Origin of the sequence: Pontivivens ytuae, from assembly GCF_015679265.1 — a bacterium.
GTDB lineage: Bacteria > Pseudomonadota > Alphaproteobacteria > Rhodobacterales > Rhodobacteraceae > Pontivivens > Pontivivens ytuae.
This window is the reverse complement of record NZ_CP064942.1, coordinates 2,181,365-2,207,133: the sequence shown is the minus strand read 5'-3', so window position 1 is coordinate 2,207,133 and position 25,769 is coordinate 2,181,365. Positions and strand designations below refer to the sequence as shown.

Here is a 25,769-nt window from a genome sequence, read left to right as displayed (position 1 = left end):
ATCCAAGGGAGGAAGACATGAAGCATCTGCTTTCAACACTCGCGGCCGCCGCACTATGCGCCGGTGTCGCCCAGGCGGAGGACGTGACGATCGGCGTCTCGATTCCCGCCGCGACCCACGGCTGGGCGGGCGGCCTGAACTGGCACGCGCAGGAGGCCGAGCGCCGGCTTGAGGCCGCACATGAGGGCCTCAACATCGTGATCGCCGCCGCGGGTTCGGCCACCGAGCAGGCGAACGCGCTGGAAGACATGGTCGCGGTCCAGCAGGTCGACGCCCTCGTCATCCTGCCCTTCGAGAGCGACCCGCTCACCGATCCGGTGCGTCAGGTGGCCGAGAGCGGCGCCTTCATCACCGTCGTCGACCGCGGCCTGACCGACCCGTCGATCCAGAACATCTACGTCGCCGGGGACAACGTGGGCTTCGGCCGCTCCGCCGGGGAGTACATGGTGGACCGGCTTGAGAGCGGCGCGCAGGTCGTCGCGATGCGCGGCATTCCGACGGTGATCGACGACCAGCGGATGCAGGGCTTTGAGGAGGCGATCGACGGCTCCGGCATCGAACTGCTCGCCGCCGAGCATGCCAACTGGTCCCGCGACGACGCCTTCGAGGTGATGCAGGACTACCTGACCCGCTTCCCCGAGATCGACGCGGTCTGGGCGGCCGATGACGACATGGCACTCGGCGCGCTGGAGGCGATCCGCGAGGCCGGTCGCGAGGACGAGATGTTCCTCGTCGGCGGCGGCGGTGCGGCGGCCGTGATCCGCGGCGTGGCCGAGGGCGACGCGACGATCCCGGCGACGGTGCTCTACCCGCCCTCGATGATCGCAACCGCGATCGACCTGACCGTGGCCCGCTTCATGTCGAACGGCCCGGTGGAGGGGACCTTCAACCTCGCCTCGCCGCTGATCACCGAGGCGAATGCCGAGGCGTTCTACTACGAGGACTCCCCGTACTAAGACGACTGCGCGGCGCCCTCTCCGGAGGGCGCCGCCACCAATGATGGCGCTTCGGCCTGGCCGCGGCGTCCAGAACGTGCCCTCCCTCGGGGGGAGCGGAGGGCGCTGCCCGGCGCACTCGCCGGGCGGGACAGAGGTTCGGGGACACCGAGAAGGAGCATCATGACCAGATCCATCAAGGGCCCCGGCCTCTTCCTCGCCCAATTCGCCGGTGACGACGCCCCGTTCAACAGCCTGGAGGCCATCACCCGTTGGGCGGCGGGCCTCGGCTACAAGGGTGTCCAGATCCCGACCTTCGACGCGCGTCTCTTCGACCTCGACCGTGCGGCCGACAGCCAGACCTATTGCGACGAGGTGAAGGGCATCTGCGCCGATGCGGGCGTGGAGATCACGGAGCTTGCCACCCATCTGCAGGGCCAGCTTGTCGCCGTTCACCCCGCCTACGACCTCGCCTTCGACGCCTTCGCGCCCGAGGCCGTGCACGGCAATCCGGCCGCCCGGCAGGAATGGGCCGTCGACCAGATGAAGAACGCGGCGAAGGCGTCGCGCAACCTCGGCCTCGACGTCTCCGTCAGCTTCACCGGCTCACTCGCCTTCCCGTTCCTCTACCCCTGGCCGCAGAGGCCCGCGGGGCTGGTGGAGGACGCCTTCGCCGAATTGGCCCGCCGCTGGCGCCCGATCCTCGACGTCTATGAGGAGCACGGCGTGGACGTCGCCTACGAGATCCACCCGGGCGAGGACGTGTTCGACGGCGCGACGTGGGAGCTGTTCCTCGACGCCGTGGGCGAGCACCCCCGCGCCGCGATCAACTACGACCCGAGCCACTTCCTGCTCCAGCAGCTCGACTACCTCGCCTTTATCGACCTCTACCACGAGCGCATCCGCGCCTTTCATGTGAAGGATGCGGAGTTCAATCCGACCGGCCGGCAGGGTGTCTACGCCGGCTATGCTGGCTGGACCGACCGCGCCGGACGCTTCCGCTCGCTGGGCGACGGGCAGGTGGATTTCGGCGGCATCTTCTCGAAGCTCACGCAATATGGCTACGACAGTTGGGCGGTGCTCGAATGGGAGTGCTGCCTGAAATCGCCGGAACAGGGGGCCGCCGAAGGCGCGCCCTTCATCGCGCGCCATATCATCGAGCGGACGGACAAGGCGTTCGACGACTTCGCGGGTGCTGCGACCGACCCTGAAAGGAACCGAGCCATGCTGGGACTGAACCGATGACCGCACCGCTCAAGCTCGGCATGGTCGGTGGCGGCATCGGCGGAAACATCGGGGCGGTGCACCGCATCGCGGCGCGCCTCGATGGGCGGTGGGTGCTGGTGGCCGGGGCGTTCTCCTCCCGAGACGACGTGGCCCACGCATCCGCCGCCCGATTGAACGTGGCGCCGGAGCGCAGCTACGCCGACTTCCGCGAGATGGCGAAGGACGAGGCGGCACGCCCAGACGGGATCGACGCGGTCTCCATCGTCACGCCCAACCACATGCACGCGCCGGTCGCGACCGCCTTCCTCGAAGCGGGGATCCCGGTGATCTGCGACAAGCCGCTGACCGCCCAGCTCGACGAGGCCGAAGCACTGGCCGAGGTCGTGCGCCGCACCGGCACGCCCTTCGTGCTGACCCACAACTACACCGGCTACCCGCTGATCCGCGAGGCGCGTCAGATGGTAGCGCGCGGTGAGCTCGGCGCGATCCGCGTGGTGCAGGCGGAGTACGCGCAGGACTGGCTCGCGAAGCCGATCGAGCAGGAGGGGCAGAAGCAGGCAGCTTGGCGCACCGACCCCGCCCGCTCCGGCGCCGGGGGGGCCATTGGTGACATCGGCACCCACGCCTTCAACCTGCTGAGTTTCGTGACCGGCCTCAGGACCGAGGCGCTGAGCGCCCAGCTCACCAGCTTCGTCCCCGGCCGCCGCCTCGACGACGACGCGCAGATGATGCTCCGCTTCGAAGGCGGCGCGCGCGGCATGCTCTGGGCAAGCCAGGTGGCCCCGGGCAACGAGAACGGCCTCGCCCTCCGCATCTACGGTGAGAAGGCCGCGCTGGAATGGCGGCAGGAGGATCCCAACCGCCTGCGCTTCTCCCGTCTCGGCGAGGCGCCGCAATGGCTGACCCGCGCCGGGCACGGGACCTCCGCGGGCGGTACCCGCGTGCCCTCGGGCCATCCGGAGGGCTATCTGGAAGCCTTCGCGACCCTCTACACCGAGGCGGCAGAGTTGATCGGTGGCGGTGACGCCAACCTGCTTCCAGGCATCGAGGATGGCCTCGACGGCATGCGCTTCATCGCGGCCTGCGTCGCCTCGTCGCAGGATAATGGAGCGTGGACGGCCCTTTGAGCCGTCCTGTTCAGGTCTTTTGACGAACCGTTCACGCCCTCCTCACGCTGCGCGAACGGCGAATCCCTAAAACTCTTCCTACGACGACGGCGAACGCCGGGCGGGGACATTTGGCGGACCGGATCCGCCTTCTTTCCCCCATCGCAACGCATTCAGGACGGAGGATCCCGACCTTATTCGACGACGGCGCACCGCCATGCGCAGCCGTCCCTTTGCCACGTTTCGACCGTCGCAAGATCAAGACCGAAGACCCACGACACTGCCCGCCTCCCCCCGAAAAAGGCGGTCCCCCCGCAGATCAGAGTAGAGGTCCAGTACATGTCTTACGATTTCGATATGAACGGTTTCGGTGACGCGCCCGACCCCCGGGGCGCGGCCAAGGATGTCGCCGACCGCCGCCCCCGCCACGCCGGCGGCAACAATGGTGAGAAGAACCAGCCCGGCCCGCGCCCGACCAGCTTTCACAAGGGCCTGCCCCATTGCGTGAACGGCCTGCCCGACGAGCACGCCTTCAAGACGTTCCTGCGTGCGCTGACCGGCTTCGACTACGCGCCGAACGTGAACGCGGAGTTCAACGTGCCGCTGGGGCCGGAGAACGCGGTCGGCGCCTGGCGCGACGGCATGGCCCATCGCCCAGCGGTCAAGGCCGTGGACGTCTTCTTCAGCGAGACCGCGCCGGGCACCCCGCCCAATGTGCGCAACTGGGAGAGCCCGCTCGCCGGCCTGCAGGGCGTGCTCCAGGGCCCGCAGCCGATGGAGATCGCGCAGGCGCCCGCCCCCCGCCTCGGCGGCAGCGAGCTGACCGCCGAGATGGCGGAGGTCTACGCCATGGCCCTCCTGCGCGACGTGAGTTTCGAGGAGATGAAGGATCCCGCCACCCCCGCCGCGGGCGGCATCACCGTGGGTGAGATCGTGGCCGAGCTCGGCGCACTGCCGTGGTTCGACCTCGGCGCCGACGTGGTGGACGAGGGCACGCTGCACGAGTATCGCCGCCGCGACGCGCGCCTCCGCGATCCGGAGACGCCGAACGAGCCCGCGCATCCGGTGCTCGACACCCAGAACCTGTTCCGCGGCTCGGCACCTGGCGCCAAGGACGGCCCTCAGATCTCGCAGTTCATGCTGATCGGCAATGTGGGCCGCGGCAATCCGGCGGACCGCGCACCCGGCGCGGACGGAACCCCGGTCGCGGACAGCCCGGCGGACGGCTTCATCAACTTCGGCGTCCAGCGCGTCGACCAGCGGGTGAACGTGCACCTCGAAGGTCGGGACCACATGACCGACTGGGCGCTGTGGCTCGACGTGCAGAACGGCGCCGATGTGCGCGGTACCGACGCCTACATGAACGAAGGGTCGGGTGCGATCCTGCCCCGCTTCATGGGCACGCCGCGAGACCTCGCGACCTATGTGCATTTCGACCAGCTCTACCAGGCCTACTTCAACGCCTGCCTGCTGATGCTGGAAAGCGGCGTGCCCTTCGACCTCGGCTTCCCGTCCGGGTCCTCCCACGCCACCCGCGGGTCCTTCGCGACCTGGGGCGGACCGCATGTGCTGTCGCTCGTGACCGAGGTCGCGACGCGGGGCCTGAAGGCGGTGCGCTTCCAGAAGTTCCAGGAGCATCTGCGCGGTCGGCCCGAGCAGCTCGCCGCCATGATCACCCTTGCGGCGAACGGCAAGGCGGACCTGCTCGGCACCTCCAGGATGGGCTTCGAGACCATGGTGGCGGAACTCGAGCACAAGGCGCCGAAGATCATGCACGCGATCTCGACCCACAACGGGGCGCAGAACGCGGCGCGCGCGGGCGATGCCTCGATCTTCCCGCGGGTCGGCGGTACCGGGTCCCACACCCTGCCCGACATCTCGGCGAAGAACTATCTGCTGCCCATGGCCTTCCCCGAGGGCTCGCCGATGCACGCGGCCTATGGTGCGGGGCATGCGACGGTAGCGGGTGCCTGTGTGACGGTGCTCAAGGCGTTCTTCGAGATGTCGGACGGCTCGCCGGGCGAGCCCGGCGTCGGTCGTCCGCTCACGCTCGAGCGTGCCAAGACGGACGAAACGCTGTGGACGCGCAAGACCATGGCGGGCTTCGGCCTCGACAACGTCTATGTCGCGGACGACGCCAACCAGCGCCTGTCCCTCAAGCCGTCGGATCACTACACCCCGGCCGATATCACGATGGAGGGCGAGCTTAACAAGCTGGCCGCCAACGTGTCGATCGGGCGCAACTTCGCGGGCGTCCACTTCTACACCGACTACTACGACAGTCTGCGCCTGGGTGAGCGGATCGCGATCGGCATCATGCAGGAGCAGCTCGCGACCTATCGCGACTGTATCACCATGCGGATGACCAGCTTCGACGGCGACCGGATCATCCTGGTCGGCGACGGGCAGGGCGGGGCCGAGATCCATGTGCGGCCCGTCGGCCAGCGCCACTGGATCGCGGTGTCCGATCCCTGGTGGAACCGCCATGCCGGCGGCGAGTTCGGAGTGGCGTGATGGCGACCTACAGCGTTTCGGCAGAAGCCCTGCCGGGGGTCGCCCGGCGCATGGCGGAGAACCCCGCCATCGCACAGGAGGAACCCGAAAAGATCGCACGGGAGCTGGGGATCACCCAACCGATCCCCAACACCTTTATCTACCGAGTCGTGGTGATCGCGCTGAGCGCCGTCACGTTGCTGGCCCTCGCGTGCACCGTGCTGCTGGCTCTCACGGAGACATCGAACGCAAATGGCACGCGGGAGATGTTCCTTCAGCCGATCACGTTCCTCGGCTCCACCGCACTGGGCGCTTTGGCGGGGTTGCTGTCCCCCGGCCCCAACAGCTAGCGCCCACACTTGGCGCGCGGTCGTCCCCTGCGGCCGCGCGTCCTTTTCAGTTTTAGACGGCTCCACCAACACGATTTGTGGACACGAACGCGCGTCAGGCTGCGCGCGCCAGGACCCCCTCCAGCGCCTGCTGGGACAGTGCCACCGGATTGCCTTTCATCGAGGACGCACTGAGCGAGGCTTCGGCAACCTCCGCGTGATCCGCTGCATCGAGCCCCATTGCCCCGAGCCGCGGCAGGCCCTCCGCGTCGATCCAGGCTTCGAGTGTGTCAAAGGCATCCCGATCAGCGCCTCCCAGCACCTCCACGATGATCCGCCGGATCGCGTCGAGGCGCTCAGGATCGCCGCCCGCCTCCGCATTCGCCGCCAGCACCGGCGGCAGCAACCGGCCGCAGATCGCCCCGTGCGCCGCACCCGTCCGCCCGCCGATCACACCGGCAAAGCCATGCACCGCGCCGAGCCCCGCATTGGCGAGCGCCAGTCCGCCCGACAGGCTGGTGAAGGCGAGCGCATCGCGCGCCGCCGCGTCCTCACGCTCCATCAGCGTCACAAGCGCCCGCAGCCCCGACCCGATCGCATCCCGGCAGATCGCGTCGGTCAGCGGGTTGGCCTTGGAGGAGAGCCAAGGCTCGATCACCTGCGTCACCGCGTCGAGACCGGAGGCCAGCGTCACCTCCCGCGGGCACCCATCCGTCAGCACCGGATCGACGAGCGCGAGGTCCGGCAGCATCCGCGCGTGGCGCAGGCTCACCTTCCGCCCATGATCCGGCAGTCCGATGACGGCGTTCTTCGTCGCCTCCGCTCCGGTCCCCGCCGTGCTCGGCAGCGCGATGAACGGCAAGGGATCGACCGTCAGCGGCAGACCCCGCCCCACGACCTCCAGATGATCGAGGGGCGGTGTGGAGGAGCGCGCGAGCGCCGCACCCGCCTTACCAAGGTCGATCGTGGAGCCGCCGCCGACCGCGACGACGAGCTCGACACCAGCGGATCGCGCCGCCTCCGTCGCCGCCTCGACCGCCGCGAGGTCCGGCTCTCCGCGGCTGCGCACGATGGTCACCGTGCAGCCCGCAGCCCCAAGGTCACGCTCCAGCACATCCGCGAACCCGACCGAGCCGCGCACCAGCAGGACGCGCGTGCCAAAGCGAGCAGCCTCCTCAGCGGCCCCGTCCGCCACCCCGCGGCCGAAGCGGATCCGTTTCGGCGCGGCAAACTCGAATGGCGTCATGGCAGCCTCCTCGCTCCGTCACACGGCAGAAGCCGCACCGCGTCCGACGACGCGACCGGCCAGCACCAACACGATTTGTGGACATGAAAAGGCCGGGGCCCCCGCAAGGGCCCCGGCCGAAACGACATTACTGCCAGGACTGGATCAGTTCGTCATAGCTGACGGTGATCGGCTCCTCGTCCTCGTTCTCGAGCGCCGCCTTAGGCGAGCCCGGCTGGTCGAGCCAGAAGGACGCCTCCTGCGGCTCGTTCATCACCGGGCCGAGATCGCCCTGAACGCCTGCACGCTCGAGACGCTCCAGCACGTCCTCCTGCTGCTCGCAGAGGGCATCCAGCGCTTCCTGAGCGGTCTTCGCACCCGAGGACGCATCCCCGATGTTCTGCCACCAGAGCTGGGCGAGACGCGGGTAGTCCGGCACGTTCGTCCCGGTCGGCGACCACGCGACGCGGGCCGGCGAGCGGTAGAACTCGATCAGACCGCCGAGGCGCGGCGCACGCTCGGTGAAGCTCTCGTGATCGATCGTGGACTCCCGGATGAAGGTCAGACCCGCATGAGACTTCTCCACATCCACGGTCAGCGAGGTCACGAACTGCGCATAGAGCCATGCGGCCTGCGCCCGGTCGACCGGCGTGCTCTCCATCAGCGTCCAGGAACCGGCGTCCTGGTAGCCGACCTTCATGCCGTCCTCCCAGTAGACACCGTGCGGGGAGGGTGCCATGCGCCAGCGCGGCGAGCCGTCCTCGTTCAGCACGGCCGCGGCCCCATCGCCCACCATGTCGGCGGTGAAGGCGGTGTACCAGAACATCTGCTGCGCGATGCCGCCCTGGGACGGGATCGGCCCGGACTCCGAGAACGTCATGCCGGCCGCCGCGGGCGGGGCATAGTTCTGCAGCCAGTCGGTATACTTCTCGATCGCGTAGACCGCCGCCGGGGAGTTCGTCGCCCCGCCACGCTCGACGCAGGAGCCCACGGGCTGCGAGTTCTCGTTCACCCGGATGCCCCACTCGTCGACCGGCAGACCGTTGGGCTCACCCACATCGCCCATCCCGGCCATGGACATCCACGCATCGGTGAAGCGCCAGCCGAGCGACGGGTCCTTCTTGCCGTAGTCCATGTGGCCGTAGACGTCGCCGTCCACGCCCATGTGGCTCAGATCCCGGCCGGTGAAGAACGCCGCGATGTCCTCATAGGCCGACCAGTTGACCGGAACGCCCAGCGGATAGCCGTACTCGGCCTCGAAGTCCGCCATGTTCTTCTCATCCGTGAACCAGTCGTAGCGGAACCAGTAGAGGTTCGCGAACTGCTGGGTCGGCATCTGGTAGAGCTTGCCGTCCGGACCCGTGGTGAACTGCGTCCCAATGAAGTCGTCGAGGTTCAGGTTGGGGTTGGTGACGTCCGCGCCCTCGCCCGCCATCCAGTCGGTCAGGTTGCGCACCTGCTGGTAGCGCCAATGAGTGCCGATCAGGTCGCTGTCGTTGACATAGGCGTCGTAGATGTTGCGGCCGGAGTTCATCTGCGTCTGCAGACGCTCGACCACGTCGCCCTCGCCGATCAGGTCGTGGGTGACCTGGATGCCGGTGATCGCGGCGAAGGCCGGGGCGAGCACGTTCGCCTCGTACTCATGCGTCGTGATCGTTTCGGAAACGACGTTGATCTCCATGCCGGCGAAGGGCTGGGCCGCGTCGATGAACCACTGCATCTCCGCTTCCTGCTCCTCGCGGGAGAGGGTCGACCGCTCGATGTGCTCGTCGAGGAAGGCACGCGCGGCGTCCATGTCCGCGAAGGCGGGGGCGGCGAGCCCCAGCGTCAGCGCAAGCGCCGTGGTGGACGTGAGGGTCAGTTTCATGTGGTTCCTCCCATTGTTGAACCTCTTCTTTGGAGGGCTCGGTCGTTCGGCGCCGGCCCCCCTCCCTGACGTGTCGTCAGACCCAGCGGAACACCGCCGCGGCGTAGACGAGACACAAGATGAGCGCGCCCCATTGGGGCAGTCCGCTCAGGCCCAGCCAGGCCAGATTGATGAAGGCCGAGCCCAGAAGCGTGATGAAAAGCCGGTCGCCCCGCGTCGTCTCGATCCTGAGGATGCCGACGCGCGGCGTCTCCGGATACCGGATCGCCAGCACGGTGAAGACGATGAGCAGGAGTGCGATCGTCCCGAAGAAGGCCGCCGTGGGCCACGTCCATGCCATCCAGGCCATTACAGATCACCTCCCTTCAAGCTGGAGCCGTCATCCTCGGACTTGATCCGAGGATCTCCCGAAATCAGACCGTGATATCCGGCCAAAGGTCTCGCCAGGCAGGATTGCTCTGCTCGATCAGATCGACCTTCCACTGCCGCAGCCACTTCTTGAGAGCTTTCTCCCGCCGGATCGCGTTCTCCGGGTCGTCGAACTGTTCGAAATGGACGAGCCGGTCGAGGTTGTACTGCGCTGTGAAGCTCCGCCCCTCGCGCATCCGGTGCTCGTGAACCCGACGAACCAGATCGTTCGTCACGCCGATGTACAGCGTTCCTCGCGGTCGGTTCGTCACCAGGTAGACGTACATGGGCTTCATCGGGCATGTCCCGGAGCGATGTCATCGACCGGCTCGAGCAGTGCCGGGAGATCGCCGGGTCGAGCCCGACGATGACACCTCTTGCAACGTCACCCACGGGCTCGCCCCCACCGTCTCCTACAAACGGCACGCTCGGGTCGGGTCGGAGGATGACCCAGGAAGGGTTAACAAATCCCATCACACCCTCCCCAGGGCGAAGCCCTTGGCGATGTAGTTGCGCACGAACCAGATCACGAGCGCGCCGGGCACGATGGTCAGCACACCCGCCGCCGCCAGCACACCCCAGTCGAGGCCCGAGGCGGACACCGTCCGGGTCATCGTCGCCGCGATGGGCTTTGCATCCACGCTCGTGAGGGTTCGCGACAGGAGCAGCTCCACCCACGAGAACATGAAGCAGAAGAACGCCGCCACGCCGATGCCCGACGAGATCAGCGGCATGAAGATCCGCACGAAGAAGCGCGGGAACGAGTAGCCGTCAATGTAAGCCGTCTCGTCGATCTCCTTCGGCACGCCGCGCATGAAGCCCTCAAGGATCCACACTGCGAGCGGCACGTTGAAGAGGCAGTGCGCCAGCGCCACCGCGATATGCGTGTCGAAGAGCCCGACCGACGAGTAGAGCTGGAAGAACGGCAGCGCAAACACCGCGGGCGGCGCCATCCGGTTCGTCAACAGCCAGAAGAACAGGTGCTTGTCGCCCATGAACGTGTAGCGCGAGAAGGCATAGGCCGCAGGCAGCGCCACCGCGAGGCTGATCACCGTGTTCATCACCACGTAGATCAGCGAGTTCACGTAGCCCATGTACCAGCTCGGATCCGTCAGGATCTTCGTGTAGTTGGCGAAGGTGAGGTTCTGCGGCCAGAGCGAGAAGGTCCCCAGGATCTCCACGTTCGTCTTCAGACTCATGTTGATGAGCCAGTAGATCGGCAGCATGAGGAACAGCAGGTACAGCCCCATCACGATGGCCGAGCCATTGGGACGGAAGCGGCGGACGCGCGCCTTCTCTCCCGTGACCTTGCCGGGGATCGAGGCGGCACCGGGGGCGGAGACGGTCTCGGCCATCAGCGACGCTCCTCTTTGTCGAGATTGGTCATCACGGTGTAGAACACCCACGACACCAGCAGGATGACTAGGAAGTACATCAGCGAGAACGCTGCGGCAGGACCCAGGTCGAACTGACCCAGCGCCATCTTCACGAGGTCGATGGACAGGAACGTGGTTGCGTTGCCCGGACCACCACCCGTCACTACGAAGGGCTCGGTATAGATCATGAAGCTGTCCATGAAGCGCAGCAAGATCGCGATCATCAGCACACCTGCCATCTTCGGCAGTTCGATGTAGCGGAACACCTTCCACCGGCTCGCCTGATCGATCTTCGCCGCTTGGTAGAACGCGTCGGGGATCGACTGCAGCCCGGCATAGGCGAGCAGCGCCACCAGCGAGGTCCAGTGCCACACATCCATCACGATCACCGTGATCCACGCGGCATAGAAGTTCTGCGTGTAGTTATAGTCGATGCCGAGCGCCGCGAGCGTATAGCCCAGCAGGCCGATATCCACCCGGCCGAAGATCTGCCAGATCGTGCCGACCACGTTCCAGGGGATCAGCAGCGGCAGTGACATCACGACGAGGCAGAAGGACGCCCAGAACCCCTTCTTCGGCATGTGGAGCGCCACGAAGATGCCCAGTGGGATCTGGATGCACAGGATGATGGCGGAGAAGGCGAGCTGGCGGCCCAGCGCGTTCCACATGCGCTCACTGGCCAGCATCTCCTCAAACCATTCCAGCCCGATCCAGAAGAAGTCGTTGTTACCAAACGTGTCCTGCACCGAGTAGTTCACGACCGTCATTAGCGGGATGACGGCGGAGAACGCGACCAGCACCAGTACCGGCAGGACGAGGAACCACGCCTTGTTGTTGACGGTCTTGTTCATGCGATCGCTCCTTCCGCGCCGCGGTTCATCAGGGCGTCATCCTCGGGCTCGACCCGGGGATCCCTCGACACGGAGACCCTGCGGTCAGGCCGGAGGGTGACGGCACCATGGAGCACGCTCATGCCGCCACCTCGGGCGCGATGCGCCACTCGTCGACGTAGACGTTGATGCCTTCGGGGGCGAAAACGGCGCGGTCGGCGTCGGCGGGCAGCGGATCGCCCTCGCCCGCAATGGCCGACAGCTCCTGCCCGTCCATGTCGAGGCGGACGACGCGGTGGCGGCCCACATCCTCGACGCGGGTCACGCGCACCGGTACGCCCTCGCCGCCGGAGCGGAGCTGCACGAATTCCGGGCGCACGCCCAGTGCGACGCGCCCGCCGCCGGGCGCGTAGGCCGCGCCCAGGTCGATCTGGGCGCCTGCGACAGACGCCATCCGTCCCGACACCTCCGCAGGGATCACGTTCATGCCCGGCGAGCCGATGAAGTAGCCGACGAAGGTGTGCGCCGGCCGCTCGAACAGCTCCTGCGGCGTGCCGATCTGCACCACGCGGCCGTCATGCATCACCACGACCTTGTCCGCGAAGGTCAGCGCCTCCGTCTGGTCGTGGGTCACGTAGATCATCGTGTGCCCGAACTCTTGGTGGAGTGACTTGAGCTGCGTGCGCAGCTCCCACTTCATGTGTGGGTCGATCACCGTCAGTGGCTCGTCGAAGAGGAGCGCGTTCACGTCCTCCCGCACCATGCCGCGGCCCAGGCTGATCTTCTGCTTCGCATCCGCCGTCAGCCCCCGCGCCTTGCGGTCGAGCTCCGCCTCCATCCCGATCATCTGCGCGATCTGGAGCACGCGGCGCGCCACGTAGTCCGCATCGGCACCGCGGTTGCGCAGCGGGAAGGCGAGGTTATCGCGCACCGTCATCGTGTCGTAGACGACCGGGAACTGGAACACCTGCGCGATGTTGCGCTCCGCCGTCGCGGCGTGGGTCACGTCGTGGTCGTCGAACAGGATCCGCCCGCGGCTCGGCTCCAGCAGGCCCGAGATGATGTTGAGCAACGTGGACTTCCCGCAGCCCGACGCGCCGAGCAGGGCATAGGCCTCGCCATCCGCCCAGACGTGGTCGAGCTGCTTGAGCGCGTAGTCGTCCTCCGACTTCGGGTTCGGCAGGTAGGAGTGCGCGAGGTTGTCGAGGGTGATCTTCGCCATCACGCGGCCTCCGCGTAGGGCGCGGTCGAGACCAGCGCGCCGTCGGGCGCGAACAGGTAGACATGCGCGGGGTCGAGATGGACGGTCAGGTCCTGACCCGGCTGCAGGTTCTGCACGCCGTGGATCAGCCCGACCCACCGCTCGCCGTGATGGTCGAGGTGGACGAAGGTTTCCGACCCCGTGATCTCGGTCACGGTCAGCCGCGTGGCAAAGCTCAGCGCCTCGCCATGCGATGTCAGCGACAGGTGATTGGGGCGGAAGCCCGCGACGTACGGCCCGTCCGCCACGCCAGCCAGCGCAACCGGCACCGGCGCATCCTGCCCGTCGCCATAGGCGAGCCGGTCGCCCGCCTTCTGCACCGTCAGGAAGTTCATCGGCGGGTCGGAGAAGACCCGCGCCGTCGTCGCGTCCACCGGCTTGCGGTAGACCGAGCCCGTGGGGCCGAACTGCGTCACGCGCCCTTCCCACAACGTCGCGGTATTGCCGCCGAGCAGTAGAGCCTCCTCCGGCTCGGTCGTCGCATAGACGAAGATCGCGCCGGAGCGCTCGAAGATCTTCGGGATCTCGGTCCGCAACTCCTCCCGCAGCTTGTAGTCGAGGTTCGCCAGCGGTTCGTCGAGCAGCACCAGCCCCGCATCCTTGACCAGCGCACGGGCCAGCGCACAGCGCTGCTGCTGCCCGCCCGAAAGCTCCAGCGGCTTGCGGTCGAGCATGGCGTCCAGCTTCATCAGCTCCGCCGTCTCCCGCACCCGCCGGTCGAGCTCGTTCGACGACACGCCCTTCAGCCGCATTGGCGAGGCGATGTTCTCGTAGACCGTCATCGAGGGGTAGTTGATGAACTGCTGGTAAACCATGGCCACGTTCCGGTCCTGCACCCGGCGGCCGGTCACGTCCTCCCCGTCCCAATGCACGGAGCCCGTGGTCGGCGCGTCGAGCCCGGCCATGACCCGCATCAGCGTGGTCTTGCCGGCCAGCGTCGGGCCGAGCAGCACGTTCATCGTGCCGCGCTCCAGCACCAGGTCGGTCGCGTGGATATGCGTCGCCGCCCCCACCACGCGGGTCACGTTGCGCAGTTCAAGCGCCATGCGCGCTTTCCTCCCGTTTTCGTTGCCGCCGGAGCCTCGTTGATCGGGCCCGGTCGGGTGAGTTCACCGGTGCGGGGCCGGTCTATTCCGCGGCATGGGCCAGGCTCGCCCGCCGCTCCGCCATCCATTCGTCGAGCCGCGCCACCTGGCCGTCATCCAGCCGCAGGCCCAGCTTGTTGCGCCGCCAGATCACGTCCTCGGCCGTGCGGGCCCATTCGCGATCCATCAGCCACTCGATCTCGCGCGCGGTGAGCGTGGCGCCGAAGCCCTCGCCCAGCGCCGCCTCGTCCTTCGCCTCGCCCAGCACGAGCCACGCATCGGTGCCGTAGGCGCGCACCAGCCGCTTCGCCCAGAACGGGGTCAGGAACGGATACTCCTTGGCCAAACGTGCGACGAGGCGGTCCACTTCGTCCACCCCGAAATCGCCACCCGGCAGCGCTTTTCCGGCCGTCCAAGCCCCTGAAGTTCCGGGAAAATACGGAACGATCTTTTCCAAAGCGCTTTCGGCGAGCCGCCGGTAGGTCGTGATCTTCCCGCCGAAGATGTTGAGGATCGGAGCGCCGCCCGCATCGTCCACCTTCAACGTGTAATCCCGCGTCGCCGCCGTCGCCGAGCTCGCACCGTCGTCGTAGAGCGGGCGGACGCCGGAGTAACTCCAGACCACGTCCTCCTCGCCGATATCCTGTTTGAAGTACTGGTTGGCGAAAGCGATCAGGTAGCGCTTCTCCTCCGGCGTGCAGGACGGTTTCTCGTCGGGGTTCACATGCTCCGCATCGGTCGTACCGATCAGCGTGAAATCCGTCTCATAGGGGATCGCGAAGATGATCCGCCCGTCGGTGCCCTGGAAGAAGTAGCACTTGTCGTGATCGAAGAGCCGCTTCGTCACGATGTGGGAGCCGCGGACCAGTCGCACCCCTTCGGTCGAGTTGATCCGCACCTTCTGCTGGATGATGTCGCCGACCCACGGGCCGCCCGCGTTGACCAGCATCTTGGTGCGATGCGTGCGCTGCTCCCCGCTGTCGCGATCCTCGACGACGATCTCCCAACCGCCCTCAACGCGGGCGGCGGACAGCACCTTCGTTCGCGTTAGAATCTGCGCGCCACGCGCCTCCGCATCGCGGGCGTTGAGCACAACGAGGCGCGAGTCCTCGATCCAGCAGTCGGAGTATTCGTAAGCCTTCTCGAACCGATCCTCGATCGGCGCACCCTCGGGCGCCGTCCGCAGGTCCAGCGTCGAGGTCCCGGGCAGGATCTTCCGCCCGCCGAGGTTGTCGTACATGAAGAGTCCCAGCCGGATCAGCCAGGCGGGCCGCCGCCCCTTCATCCACGGCATCACCGTGTTGAGCAGCTTGGAGGTCGGCGTCTCCCCCTCGAACCGCATGTCCGGGTGGTAGGGCAGCACGAACCGCATGGGCCAGGAGATGTGGGGCATCGCGCGCAGCAGCGTCTCCCGCTCCACCAGCGCCTCCCGCACCAGCCGCACCTCGAAATACTCGAGGTAGCGCAGCCCGCCATGAAACAGCTTGGTGGAGGCCGAGGAGGTTGCGGAGGCGAGGTCGTTCATCTCCGCCAGCGTGACGGTGAGCCCGCGGCCCGCCGCATCACGGGCGATGCCGCATCCGTTGATGCCGCCTCCGATGATGAAGAGATCCGTTTCACTCTGGCTCACGCGCAACACTCCCGACGCTCGATGTTCGTTTCTTGCGCCAATCTAGCGATTTCGCGCTCAAAAAGAAAGGAAAACGAAAATTCAGCATTCACAGGGGGCAAAGCGCTTTGGGAACATCCGTGGCTGCATCGCGCCACCTCTCACCCCGAATCGCTGCGAAACGAACACAAGCTTGATCGTGGGTGCGCGAATCCACACAATACGAACAGAAAGGAACGCGATGTCCCAGACCTTCCGCCACCCGCAGATCCTCGAGATCGCCCGTCAGGAGGGCCGCGTCGCGGTCGAGGATCTGGCCGAACGCTTCGGCGTCACGCTCCAGACCATCCGCCGCGACCTCACCGAACTCGCCGAGAGCGGGCGGCTGGAGCGCGTTCATGGTGGTGCGGTGTTGCCGTCCGGCACCGCCAATATCGAGTACGAGGCCCGGCGCGAGCTGAATGCCGACGCCAAGGCCGCCATCGCCCGCGCCTGTGCCGCGCAGATCCCGCAGGACGCCTCGATCTTCCTCAATATCGGCACGAGCACAGAGGCCGTGGCCCGCGCCCTGCTCCACCACAGCGGGCTGCTGGTCGTGACCAACAACATCAACGTGGCCAACATCCTGGCTGCCAATCCCGATTGCGAGGTGGCGGTCACAGGTGGCACCCTGCGCCGCTCCGATGGCGGGCTGGTGGGCACGCTCGCCTCCGCCGTCATCCGGCAGTTCAAGTTCGACCTCGCCGTGATCGGCTGCTCCGCGCTGGATCAGGACGGCGACCTCCTGGACTTCGACCTCAGCGAGGTGGGCGTCAGCCAGACGATCCTGGAGCAGAGCCGCAAGACCTTCCTCGTCGCGGATCATTCGAAGTTCCGCCGCACGGCACCCGTCCGCATCGGCTCGCTGCGCGCCATCGACACCTTCTTCACCGACGCGCCGCTGGCCCCGGATCTCGCCGCCCTCTGCTCGGACTGGAACACGGGCATCGAGGTCGTGCGGACACCCGCCATGGTGCCCGCCTGAGAAAAACAGTTGCGAAAGCGACCACATCGTCCGATCCTTTCCAAACCGCTTTTGGTTGAACGGTGCGCCTGACGCGCCGAAGAGGGCGGCACAACGCGCAGCCGGGCGGAACGGTCTGACCCGCCTCCCGGCGCAGATGCGCATCAGGGAGGAATGAGAATGACCAAAGCGACGCGCTTCGCGCTCGGCACCGCCATCGCACTCGTGCTGGCCGGTCCGGCGCTGGCCGATATCCGGTTCTGGACCACCGAGGAGCAGCCCGAGCGGCTCGCCAAGCAGCAGGAGATGGCCGCAGCCTTCGAGGCGGAGACCGGCATCGCCGTCGAGGTGATTCCGGTGACGGAGAGCGATCTCGGCACCCGCGCCACCGCCGCCTTCGCCGCGGGCGACCTGCCCGACGTGATCTACCACACGCTGCAGTACGCCCTGCCCTGGGTCGATGCCGGCATCCTCGACGCCGAAGCCGCGACCGAGGTCATCGATGAGCTTGGCACCGGCACCTTTGCCCCCGGCGCGCTGGCGATGGCGGAGACGGAGGACGGTTATGCCTCCGTTCCCGTGGACGGCTGGACGCAGATGATCGTCTACCGCCGCGATCTCTTCGAGGAGAACGGGCTGGAGCCGCCGACCACCTACGAGAACGTCCTCGCCGCCGTCGAGGCGCTGCACAACCCGCCCGAGATGTTCGGCTTCGTCGCCGCCACCAAGGTGGACGAGAACTTCATGTCCCAGGTGCTGGAGCATGTCTTCCTCGCCAATGGTGCCACGCCCGTGGGTCAGGACGGCTTCACCGGCTTCGACGAGGCGCGCACGATCGAGGTGCTCGACTTCTACAAGGCGATCGCCGAAGCCTCCCCGCCCGGTGAGCTCTACTGGGACCAGTCGCGCACGCTCTACTTCGCAGGCCAGGCGGCGATGATCATCTGGTCGCCCTTCATCCTCGACGAGCTTGCTGGCCTGCGTGACAGCGCGCCGCCGACCATCACCGACGATCCGACCTCGGGTGAGCTTGCCTCCCGCACCGGGATCGTCACCAACTTCGCCGGGCCATCGAACCCCGATGGCGCCGCCTGGGCCGATATTCGCTATTTCGGCATCACCGCGGACGCGGATATCGAGGCCGCGCAGGACTTCGTGCGCTACTCGATGGATGAGGGCTACACCCAGACGCTCTCCATCGCGCCGGAGGGCAAGTTCCCCGTCCGCCGCGGCAATGGCGAGAGCGAGACCGCCTTCATCGACGCCTGGTCGCAGCTCGATGTCGGCGTCGACCGCCGTGCGCCGCTGGGCGAACTCTACGAGGCATCGATGATCGACGAGATCGTCGGCGGCCTCGACAGCGCTCAGCGCTGGGGCGTCGCCGACGGCCAGCTCGCGCTCGCCTCCAAGATCGTCAACAGCCAGGCGATCAACCGCATCGTGCGCGAGTATATCGACGGCGAGATCGACGCCGCCGGAGCCGTCGCGAAGATGAACGAAGAGCTCGCTTCCATCGAGTGAGCCCGTCCGGGGCGGCGTCCGCGCCGCCCCACCGACCGGGAGGGACGCCATGACCGCCCTCGAACCACCCAAGGGCACCGGCCCGCTGGCCCGCCGCGAGGCGCGGCTCGCCTGGGGGATGCTGTTTCCCACCATCGCCATCGTCTCGGCCGTGGTGATCCTGCCGCTGCTCGCCATCTTCTGGATCAGCTTCAAGCCGGTGGGCCTCGCCGATCTGCGCGCGCCCGCCCCGGTGGTGCGCGAGGCGATCCGGGGTCGGCCGGAGGCCGCGGGCGACGAAGCGCAGCTTCAGTACCGCCTGCGCAATTCCAGCCAAGACCAGCCCATCATGGGCGTGACCCTCACCGACACGCTGCCCGAGGGGCTGGAGTTCGGCGCACTCGACGAGCGCTGCACCCTCGACGGCCGCACCCTCTTCTGCGATCTCGGCGATTTCGAGGGCGGGCAGCGGGACGAGATCGAGATCCCCGTCATCGTCAGCCAGGCCTTCCTCGACGCCGACCCCGACCTCGATGCCATCCCGGCGGCGCTCACCGGCAGCGCCGAGAACATCCTGACCAATTTCGACTTCACGCTGGAGAACTTCGCCCGCGTCTTCTCCGGCGACGAGTTCGTCGAGGTGCTGTGGGTCACCATCTTCTACACGGTGTTTGGCACCATCGGCGCGCTCGTCATGGGCCTGTTCGCCGCCATGCTGCTCAACAAGTCGTTCCGGGGGCAGGGGGTGCTGCGCGGCCTCTACCTCTTCCCCTACGTCGCGCCGGTGATCGCGGTGGCCTTCACCTGGGTCACGCTGTTCGATCCCTTCGCAGGCTCGGCCAATGCGCTGCTCGTCCAGATGGGCGTCAGCCAGAACCCGATCAATTTCTTCGGGGAGCGGCCTCTGGCGCTGATCATGGTCACGGTCTTCGAGATCTGGCGCTACTTCCCGCTGTCGTTCCTGTTCATCCTTGCGCGGATGCAGTCCATCGACACCGACATGTACGAGGCTGCGGACATGGACGGCGCCTCGCCCTTCCAGAAGTTCTGGTATCTCAGCCTGCCGCAACTGCTGGGCATCCTGAGCGTCCTGTTCCTGCTGCGCTTCATCTGGACCTTCAACAAGTTCGACGACATTTTCCTGCTGACCGGCGGGAACGCAGGTACCCGGACGCTGACGGTGAACGTCTATGAACAGGCCTTCGCCGTCTCCAACATCGGGGCGGGTGCGGCGGTGGCGGTCGTGATCTTCTGCTGCCTCCTCGCCTTCTCGTTCTTCTTCTTCAGATATGTCAGCCGGGAGGAGGGGCTATGAGCGCGCCCGAGACATCCCTGCACGAGCCTGCCGGTGGGGCCGAGCGCCATGGCGGTCTCGCCGCCCCCCTGCAATACGGCTATGTCGCCGGTCCGCTGATCGGCGCGCTCTGGGGCCTGACCATGGCGGTCGTCGCCTGCGTGGTGGTGAGCTTCGCCACGGGGCAGGGGCTTGCACCTTCCGTGATCCCGTCCCTGCTCTTCGGCGCCTGGTTCGGCTTCCTGTGGCTGCCCGATGGCGGGCGGACGCAAGGCGCGCGGATCGGGGTGACGGCGGCGCTGGCGCTGGTGCCGATCCTGTCCTTCATCGTGCTGCGCCCGGCCATCGCGCCTGCGCCGGGCACCGGGCTCGGCACCACGATCCTCGCCTGGGTGATCTTCGCCGTCGCGACCGGCTGGCCGCTGACCCGCATCCTCGCGGGCCTCCCCTACGCCACCGCCACGCGGCACGAGTTCGAGGAGGCAGTGATCCGTTTCCTCACCGGCTTCGGCTACATCTTCTTCACCGCCATCGTCGCGATCCCGTTCTACGTGATGGTGATGACGAGCCTGAAGAACCAGCAGCAGCTCCTCCAGAACCCGCTCGACTTCACCATCGACCTCAGCCAGGGCTGGAGCCTCTTCCGCAGCTATTCCGAGCTCTTCTCCGATTTCAATTTCGGCACGTACCTCATGACCTCGTTCGGCGTGTCGGTGGCTACGGTGATCCTCACCCTGCTCTTCAGCGTGCCGGGCGCCTATGCGGTCGCGCGGCTTCGGTTTGAGGGGCGGGCTGCGTTCTCCCGCTCGATCCTGCTGATCTACATGGTGCCGATGATCGTGCTGGCGCTGCCGATCTACATCGCGTTCTCGATGACGGGGCTGCGCAACTCGCTGATCGGGATCGTCATGATCTACCCGGTCACGACGATCCCGGTGGCGCTCTACATGCTGCAGGGCTACTTCCGCGGCCTCCCGGCGGAGGTCGAGGAAGCGGGGCTGATGGACGGCCTCTCCCGCCTCGCGGTGATCTGGAAGATCACGCTGCCGCTCTCCCTGCCCGCGCTGGCGAGCGTGTCGCTCTACGTCTTCATGATCGCTTGGAACGAGTTCCTGCTCGCCTTCATGCTGCTCGACGACCCGTCGAAGTTCACGCTGACGCGGGGGGTGGCGATGCTGAACTCCTCCGAAGTGCCGCGACAACATCTGATGGCGGGCGCGGTGATCGCGACGGTCCCCGTGATGGTGCTTTTCCTCGGGCTGGAGCGGTTCATGACGAAGGGCCTGACGGCGGGATCGGTCAAAGGATGAGGCGCGGTTCTGCATCGCAGAACGAAAGGCTCCGGTGGAGCCTTTCGAGCGCCGAATGCGGCCCGCCCAAGCGGGTCGCCGGACACCGATGCGCGTGCGAGCCCCGTCCAACCTTCCCGCCCGGCGGCAACGTCGGGCAGCGCCCGCCCCTCCCCACGGGAGGGCGCTTTTGCGACGGATCAAGATGCTCAACGCTCCTGATCGTGGTCAACCGCCAGCCAAGATCCACCGGATCGAAGCGCCCACCCAGGGTCGGGCGCTGCCCTCTGCGCTTCGAGACCACTCCATGACCAGCGACCTCGACGCCACCGCCCGCGACATCCTCCGCGCCAATGACCGCGGCGGTTACACGATCCCGACCGCTGGGCTCTACCCCTACCAGTGGAACTGGGACAGCGCGTTCGCCGCCTGGGGCTTTTCCACCTTCGACATCGACCGCGCATGGACGGAACTGGAGACCCTGTTCTCCGGCCAATGGAGCAACGGGATGGTGCCGCACATCCTGTTCCACAAGCCCGACCCCGGCTACTTCCCGGGCCCCGAGGTCTGGCAGAGCGGCACCACGCCGCCGACCTCCGGCATCTCCCAGCCACCGGTCGCCGCCATCCTCGCGCGCCTGATCCACCAGCGAGACCCGGAGAACAGCCGCCTCGCCGCCCTCTACCCCAAGCTCCTCGCCTGGCACCGGTGGTGGCGGGAGCATCGCTGCACCCACGGCCCCGCCGCCGTGACGCATCCGTGGGAGTCCGGCCGCGACAACTGCCCCGAATGGGACCCCGGCATGGCCAATGTGGACGGCTCCAATGTCGGGCCCTACACCCGGCGCGACACCGGCCACGTCGACCCCTCGATGCGGCCGAAGAAGGAGGATTACGACCGCTACGTCGCCATCCTCCAGTTCGGCCGCGACCACGGCTGGGACCAGAAGGAGATCGTCGCGAACGGCCCCTTCCTGATGGCCGACCCTGCCATGACCTTCATCCTGATCCGCGCCCACCGCGACCTGGCCGAGATCGCTCGTACCCTCGGCGAAGACCCGTCCGAGCCCGAGAGCTGGGCCCGCGACCTCGAAGCCGCCCTGCCCGAGATCTGGAACGCCGATCTCCACTGCTACGACGCGCGCGACCTGCGCACCGGCACCTTCGCCAACACGCTGGGCTCCGGCGCTTTCCTCGCCTGGCTCGCCGGGATCGAGAACGGGGAGATGGAACGCCGCCTCATGGCCTGCTGGGACGCCGTGCCCTACGGCATCCCGTCGAGCGATCCCAAGGGCCCCGCCTTCGACCCCCGCCGCTACTGGCGCGGGCCGACATGGCCCGTGGTGAACGCCCTCATAGCCATGGGCTTCAGGGACGCGGGCCGCACCGCAGAGGAACGCCGCCTCCGCGGCGAAACCGCGGCCCTCATCACCAAGGGCGGCTTCTACGAATACTTCGACCCCACCGACGGCACGCCCTGCGGCGGGGACACGTTCACCTGGACCGCCGCCATCTGGCTCGGCTGGGCCTCCCCCTCGGCAGGAGACGCATGATGGGCGCCATCACCCTCGACAGCGTGGAAAAGTGGTTCGGCGAGGTGCAGGTCATCAAGGGCATCGACCTCGACATCGGCAGCGGAGAATTCGTGGTCTTCGTCGGTCCATCCGGCTGCGGCAAGTCCACGCTCCTGCGCATGATCGGGGGGCTGGAGGAGACGTCGCGCGGCCGCATGCTTATCGACGGGGCCGACATGACCGCCGAGCCGCCGTCGAAGCGCGGGCTGACCATGGTCTTCCAGTCCTACGCCCTCTACCCGCACATGTCCGTGCGGGAGAACATGGGCTTTTCCCTCAAGACCGCAGGCGCCCCGAAGGCCGAGATCGACGCGAAGGTCGACGAGGCCGCCCGCATCCTCAAGCTAGAACCCTTCCTCGAGCGGCGGCCGAAGGCGCTGTCGGGCGGGCAGCGCCAGCGTGTCGCCATCGGCCGCTCCATCGTGCGGGAGCCGACGGCGTTCCTGTTCGACGAGCCGCTCTCCAACCTCGACGCTGCCCTCCGCGTCGAGATGCGCTACGAGATCGCGAAGCTGCACCAGGCGCTCAACGCGACCATGATCTACGTCACCCACGACCAGGTGGAGGCGATGACGCTGGCCGACCGCATCGTGGTGCTGGAGGCCGGGCGCATCTCCCAGGTCGGCAGCCCGCGCCAGCTCTACGAGGCACCCGCCAACCTCTTCGTCGCGCAGTTCATCGGCTCACCGAAGATGAACGTGCTGCCCTGCCGGACCAACGGCACGACCTTCGCGCTGGAGGGCGGGCGCAGCGGTACCTATGCCGGTGACCGCCCCGCTACCCATCTCGGCATCCGGCCGGAGCACATCACCCCAGCGGCCGAGGGTGAGGGCCATTGCGACGCGACCGTCGACGTGCTGGAGTATCTCGGCGCGGACACCTTCATCATCGCCGACGCCGGGCCGCTGGGCCAGATCACCGTCCGCACCGCGGGCGAGGCGACGCTGGAGCCCGGCCAGCGCATCGGCCTCACCTTCGGCGAGGAGCGCACCCACTTCTTCGACGCCGAGGGCCTCGCCGTTTGAAGCACAGTCAGGCGCACCCTACATCCGCTCCACAGAGTGAGAGGAGCGCCCAATGACCGAGATCCAGCTCGACGACATCGCCCGAGAGGAACAGGACAGCAAGGGCCGCTACGTCTGGGCCCTCGACGGGGTGGAGGCGGAACTCTCCTACACCATCACCTCGCCGAGACTGCGCATCGCCGACCACACCGGCGTGCCCGACGCCCTGCGCGGCTCCGGCGTCGGCCTGAAGCTGGTGGAGCGGCTGGTCCAGGACGCCCGCGCCGAGGGCTGGAAGATCATGCCCCTCTGCCCCTTCGTAAACGCCCAACGCAAGAAGAACCCCGACTGGGCGGACGCGTTTTCGGTTTAGGTCCACGATACTGGGATATCTCAACCCCCTACTGGCTACGGATTTGCGTGCTCGTCCAGTCCGACAGCGACTGCAAGTCGGGCATCTCGCTCCTGAGGTGATCGATGTCAGCGGCGAAGCCCTCGCGCTCAAACCAATCCACCATAACCGGGAAATCCTCGGGCAGCTTCCTCACAACCCAGGACGGCAGGCGAAGCGCGAAGGTTGGACGCACCCTTCCGGATCTGAGGGTGGTGACGATCTGATCGACTGTCAGACTGTCACCAGCCAGCTCCAGCTGCGCGCCAATATGAGCATCCGGCCTTTCCAGCGCGCGCACCGCAAACCGCCCGATATCGCGCGTCGCAATCAACTGCAGCTTCGTTGCAGATGACATCCTGGTTCGAAACATCGACAGCAGCGTGATGCGCATCGCAAGCGAAGCGAAGTTGTCCATGAACGACGCCGGCCGCAGGATCGTCGCGGGGACCCCGCTTTCCAACACGTGAAGCTCGATCTGCCTCTTTGCTTCGAAATGAGGGACCCCGCTATGGCGCTCCGCTCCTCCGACGGAGGAATAGATCAGATGGGATACCCCGGCTGACTGCGCGGCCTCGGTGACGTTACGCCCACATCGGACCTCGCGGCCTTCGTCGGTCAGCGCATTCGGCTGCACGCTGAAAACACCGTAAGCGCCGTCAAAGGCCTGCTTGAGCGTGTCCGGGCGGTCCATATCGCCCAAAACCAGATCGACGCCGCGCTCCGCCAGAGCCCGTGCACCTACAGATGCTGGATTCCGGGTCAACGCCTTGATCCTCCAGTTGGACGGCGACTGCATCAAAGCCTCGACGACAGCGCTGCCCTGCTTTCCGGTCGCACCGCACACGACAACAGTTCTGCAGGTGGCTTCATCCATCTTGCGATCCCAGCTTTTCAATATATTTTACCGGTAAGGCATATATTGATTCACCGGTAAAGTAAATGAATGACGAAGACGATTTGTGCGATGGCGTCAGCGCGCTGTTGAAGCGAGTTGCCCATCTGAACCGGGTGGAGGGAGAGCGCATTCTCGGCGAGTGCGGCTTCCGCGGCGGTCAGGAATACGTCATGGGCGCCTTGTGGGAGAAGGACGGCCAGCGCCCCGGCGACATCGCCGGTCGGCTCGGCCTATCGCCCGCCGCCGTTACCAAGCACGTGCACAATCTGGCGAACGCCGGGTACCTTAGAACGGAAGCGGATAAGGAAGACAGGCGCGCCTCCCGCATCTTCCTGACCCAGAAGGGCGTTTCAGTTCGTGACCGGGTGGGGCGGCAGATCCGGACACTGGAAGCGGACCTCCTGAGCCCCCTGAGCGCCGAAGAAGTTGTCACGCTGAAAGGGCTCCTCTCCGCCATTCTCGCATTCCACAAGAAACAGCCGGACTGATCGCAGGCGCTTTCGCAGCGTGCTCAGCCCTGCAACTCACCAACCATGCTCTCGATGAAGGCCCGCTGTTCCGTCGTGTCGGGGACCGAGGTTCCGCGGCAGCGGCAGACGGTCTCCACCGCTTCGTCGGCCGATCCCACGAAGCGGGCGAGCACACAGCAGGCCAGCATGCCCGACCTGCCGATCCCCGCACGGCAATGGACGGCAACGCTCTGCCCGGCCTCGAGCCGCTCGACGACCGCTTCGATGAGATCCCGGAAGCCTGCGCGATCCGGCAGGCCGAAATCCAAGATCGGGAAGTGCAGGAACTCCATCCCCGCGTCACAGCAGCAGCGCGGCTCGTCGCGCAGGGACAGCTCCGCCATTTCGTCCACCTCCAGCATCGAGACGATCGTGCCGATGCCGAGCGAGCGGAAATGCGCCATGTCCTCCATCAACCACTCGGCGGAGGGCCGCGGCATGATGAAGAGCCGGCCGGGCAGATCGGCATCGATGAGGTAGATCGAAGGTTTCATACGCGCACCTCCTTGCCGCCGCGCAAGCACGCCGGCGGCGTCTTCACATCATACGCGAATGAA

24 protein-coding genes are annotated in these 25,769 nt (G+C 66.9%); 13 read left to right on the top strand and 11 right to left on the bottom strand.

What is annotated here, in order from left to right; all coding sequences use genetic code 11:
- Nucleotides 1-17 precede the first annotated feature (17 nt).
- From I0K15_RS10685 to I0K15_RS10665, 5 genes are all read left to right on the top strand, one after another.
- Nucleotides 18-956 carry a substrate-binding domain-containing protein gene (locus I0K15_RS10685; RefSeq protein ID WP_196101510.1) on the top strand — a complete coding sequence of 313 codons (939 nt, stop codon included), beginning with the start codon at nt 18-20 and terminating at the stop codon, nt 954-956.
- A 162-nt stretch (nt 957-1,118) separates the two neighbouring features.
- Nucleotides 1,119-2,180 carry a sugar phosphate isomerase/epimerase family protein gene (locus I0K15_RS10680; RefSeq protein ID WP_196101509.1) on the top strand — a complete coding sequence of 354 codons (1,062 nt, stop codon included), beginning with the start codon at nt 1,119-1,121 and terminating at the stop codon, nt 2,178-2,180.
- Nucleotides 2,177-3,289 (top strand): Gfo/Idh/MocA family protein, encoded by a 1,113-nt coding sequence (locus I0K15_RS10675; protein ID WP_230374086.1) that lies wholly within the window; start codon nt 2,177-2,179, stop codon nt 3,287-3,289. The genes I0K15_RS10680 and I0K15_RS10675 overlap by 4 nt, the downstream gene beginning before the upstream one ends.
- A 318-nt stretch (nt 3,290-3,607) precedes the next feature.
- The gene (locus tag I0K15_RS10670; protein ID WP_196101508.1) at nt 3,608-5,782 is read left to right on the top strand and encodes a phosphatase PAP2 family protein; all 2,175 of its coding nucleotides are present in this window, start codon (nt 3,608-3,610) and stop codon (nt 5,780-5,782) included.
- Nucleotides 5,782-6,111 carry a hypothetical protein gene (locus tag I0K15_RS10665; protein WP_196101507.1) on the top strand — a complete coding sequence of 110 codons (330 nt, stop codon included), beginning with the start codon at nt 5,782-5,784 and terminating at the stop codon, nt 6,109-6,111. Before I0K15_RS10670 ends, I0K15_RS10665 begins: the two co-directional genes overlap by 1 nt.
- Before the next feature lie 94 nt (nt 6,112-6,205).
- Here I0K15_RS10665 and I0K15_RS10660 read toward each other — a convergent pair whose 3' ends face one another.
- From I0K15_RS10660 to glpD, 9 genes are all read right to left on the bottom strand, one after another.
- The gene (locus tag I0K15_RS10660) at nt 6,206-7,336 is read right to left on the bottom strand and encodes an iron-containing alcohol dehydrogenase (RefSeq protein ID WP_196101506.1); all 1,131 of its coding nucleotides are present in this window, start codon (nt 7,334-7,336) and stop codon (nt 6,206-6,208) included.
- A 127-nt stretch (nt 7,337-7,463) separates the two neighbouring features.
- Entirely contained in the window at nt 7,464-9,182 is a 1,719-nt protein-coding gene (locus tag I0K15_RS10655) for an ABC transporter substrate-binding protein (RefSeq protein ID WP_196101505.1), read from the bottom strand.
- A gap of 76 nt (nt 9,183-9,258) precedes the next feature.
- The gene (locus I0K15_RS10650) at nt 9,259-9,531 is read right to left on the bottom strand and encodes a DUF2160 domain-containing protein (protein WP_196101504.1); all 273 of its coding nucleotides are present in this window, start codon (nt 9,529-9,531) and stop codon (nt 9,259-9,261) included.
- A 64-nt stretch (nt 9,532-9,595) separates the two neighbouring features.
- Complete coding sequence (locus tag I0K15_RS10645) at nt 9,596-9,886, bottom strand: GIY-YIG nuclease family protein (protein WP_196101503.1); 291 nt, start codon at nt 9,884-9,886, stop codon at nt 9,596-9,598.
- Between the two features lie 177 nt (nt 9,887-10,063).
- A complete protein-coding gene (locus I0K15_RS10640; protein WP_196101502.1) occupies nt 10,064-10,945 on the bottom strand; it encodes a carbohydrate ABC transporter permease in 882 nt (293 codons plus the stop codon).
- Nucleotides 10,945-11,817 carry a carbohydrate ABC transporter permease gene (locus tag I0K15_RS10635; RefSeq protein WP_196101501.1) on the bottom strand — a complete coding sequence of 291 codons (873 nt, stop codon included), beginning with the start codon at nt 11,815-11,817 and terminating at the stop codon, nt 10,945-10,947. Before I0K15_RS10635 ends, I0K15_RS10640 begins: the two co-directional genes overlap by 1 nt.
- 118 nt (nt 11,818-11,935) lie before the next feature.
- Complete coding sequence (locus I0K15_RS10630) at nt 11,936-13,018, bottom strand: ABC transporter ATP-binding protein (protein WP_196101500.1); 1,083 nt, start codon at nt 13,016-13,018, stop codon at nt 11,936-11,938.
- Nucleotides 13,018-14,103, bottom strand: coding sequence for an ABC transporter ATP-binding protein (locus I0K15_RS10625; RefSeq protein ID WP_196101499.1), 1,086 nt, complete (start codon nt 14,101-14,103; stop codon nt 13,018-13,020). The genes I0K15_RS10630 and I0K15_RS10625 overlap by 1 nt, the downstream gene beginning before the upstream one ends.
- An 82-nt stretch (nt 14,104-14,185) precedes the next feature.
- The gene (gene glpD / locus I0K15_RS10620) at nt 14,186-15,772 is read right to left on the bottom strand and encodes a glycerol-3-phosphate dehydrogenase (RefSeq protein ID WP_196101498.1); all 1,587 of its coding nucleotides are present in this window, start codon (nt 15,770-15,772) and stop codon (nt 14,186-14,188) included.
- A 220-nt stretch (nt 15,773-15,992) separates the two neighbouring features.
- Here glpD and I0K15_RS10615 point away from each other — a divergent pair, with 220 nt between their 5' ends.
- The 7 genes from I0K15_RS10615 (at nt 15,993) to I0K15_RS10585 (ending at nt 23,787) form a co-directional block, all read left to right on the top strand.
- The gene (locus I0K15_RS10615; RefSeq protein ID WP_196101497.1) at nt 15,993-16,775 is read left to right on the top strand and encodes a DeoR/GlpR family DNA-binding transcription regulator; all 783 of its coding nucleotides are present in this window, start codon (nt 15,993-15,995) and stop codon (nt 16,773-16,775) included.
- Nucleotides 16,776-16,928: 153 nt separating this feature from the next.
- Complete coding sequence (locus tag I0K15_RS10610) at nt 16,929-18,275, top strand: ABC transporter substrate-binding protein (RefSeq protein WP_196101496.1); 1,347 nt, start codon at nt 16,929-16,931, stop codon at nt 18,273-18,275.
- A gap of 49 nt (nt 18,276-18,324) precedes the next feature.
- Nucleotides 18,325-19,569 carry a carbohydrate ABC transporter permease gene (locus I0K15_RS10605; RefSeq protein ID WP_196101495.1) on the top strand — a complete coding sequence of 415 codons (1,245 nt, stop codon included), beginning with the start codon at nt 18,325-18,327 and terminating at the stop codon, nt 19,567-19,569.
- Nucleotides 19,566-20,858 carry a carbohydrate ABC transporter permease gene (locus I0K15_RS10600; RefSeq protein ID WP_196101494.1) on the top strand — a complete coding sequence of 431 codons (1,293 nt, stop codon included), beginning with the start codon at nt 19,566-19,568 and terminating at the stop codon, nt 20,856-20,858. The genes I0K15_RS10605 and I0K15_RS10600 overlap by 4 nt, the downstream gene beginning before the upstream one ends.
- A gap of 286 nt (nt 20,859-21,144) precedes the next feature.
- A complete protein-coding gene (locus I0K15_RS10595; RefSeq protein WP_196101493.1) occupies nt 21,145-22,389 on the top strand; it encodes an MGH1-like glycoside hydrolase domain-containing protein in 1,245 nt (414 codons plus the stop codon).
- On the top strand, nt 22,389-23,435 hold the full coding sequence (locus tag I0K15_RS10590) for an ABC transporter ATP-binding protein (RefSeq protein ID WP_196101492.1): 1,047 nt from the start codon (nt 22,389-22,391) through the stop codon (nt 23,433-23,435). The genes I0K15_RS10595 and I0K15_RS10590 overlap by 1 nt, the downstream gene beginning before the upstream one ends.
- A gap of 52 nt (nt 23,436-23,487) precedes the next feature.
- Nucleotides 23,488-23,787, top strand: a complete 300-nt coding sequence (locus tag I0K15_RS10585) for a GNAT family N-acetyltransferase (protein WP_196101491.1) — start codon at nt 23,488-23,490, stop codon at nt 23,785-23,787.
- 28 nt (nt 23,788-23,815) lie between these two features.
- Here I0K15_RS10585 and I0K15_RS10580 read toward each other — a convergent pair whose 3' ends face one another.
- The gene (locus I0K15_RS10580) at nt 23,816-24,682 is read right to left on the bottom strand and encodes an NmrA/HSCARG family protein (protein ID WP_196101490.1); all 867 of its coding nucleotides are present in this window, start codon (nt 24,680-24,682) and stop codon (nt 23,816-23,818) included.
- 65 nt (nt 24,683-24,747) lie between these two features.
- Between I0K15_RS10580 and I0K15_RS10575 the strand changes: the two genes are divergently transcribed.
- Nucleotides 24,748-25,191 carry a MarR family winged helix-turn-helix transcriptional regulator gene (locus I0K15_RS10575; protein WP_196101489.1) on the top strand — a complete coding sequence of 148 codons (444 nt, stop codon included), beginning with the start codon at nt 24,748-24,750 and terminating at the stop codon, nt 25,189-25,191.
- A 23-nt stretch (nt 25,192-25,214) separates the two neighbouring features.
- Here I0K15_RS10575 and I0K15_RS10570 read toward each other — a convergent pair whose 3' ends face one another.
- Nucleotides 25,215-25,706 carry a protein-tyrosine phosphatase family protein gene (locus I0K15_RS10570; protein ID WP_196101488.1) on the bottom strand — a complete coding sequence of 164 codons (492 nt, stop codon included), beginning with the start codon at nt 25,704-25,706 and terminating at the stop codon, nt 25,215-25,217.
- Nucleotides 25,707-25,769: the final 63 nt, after the last annotated feature.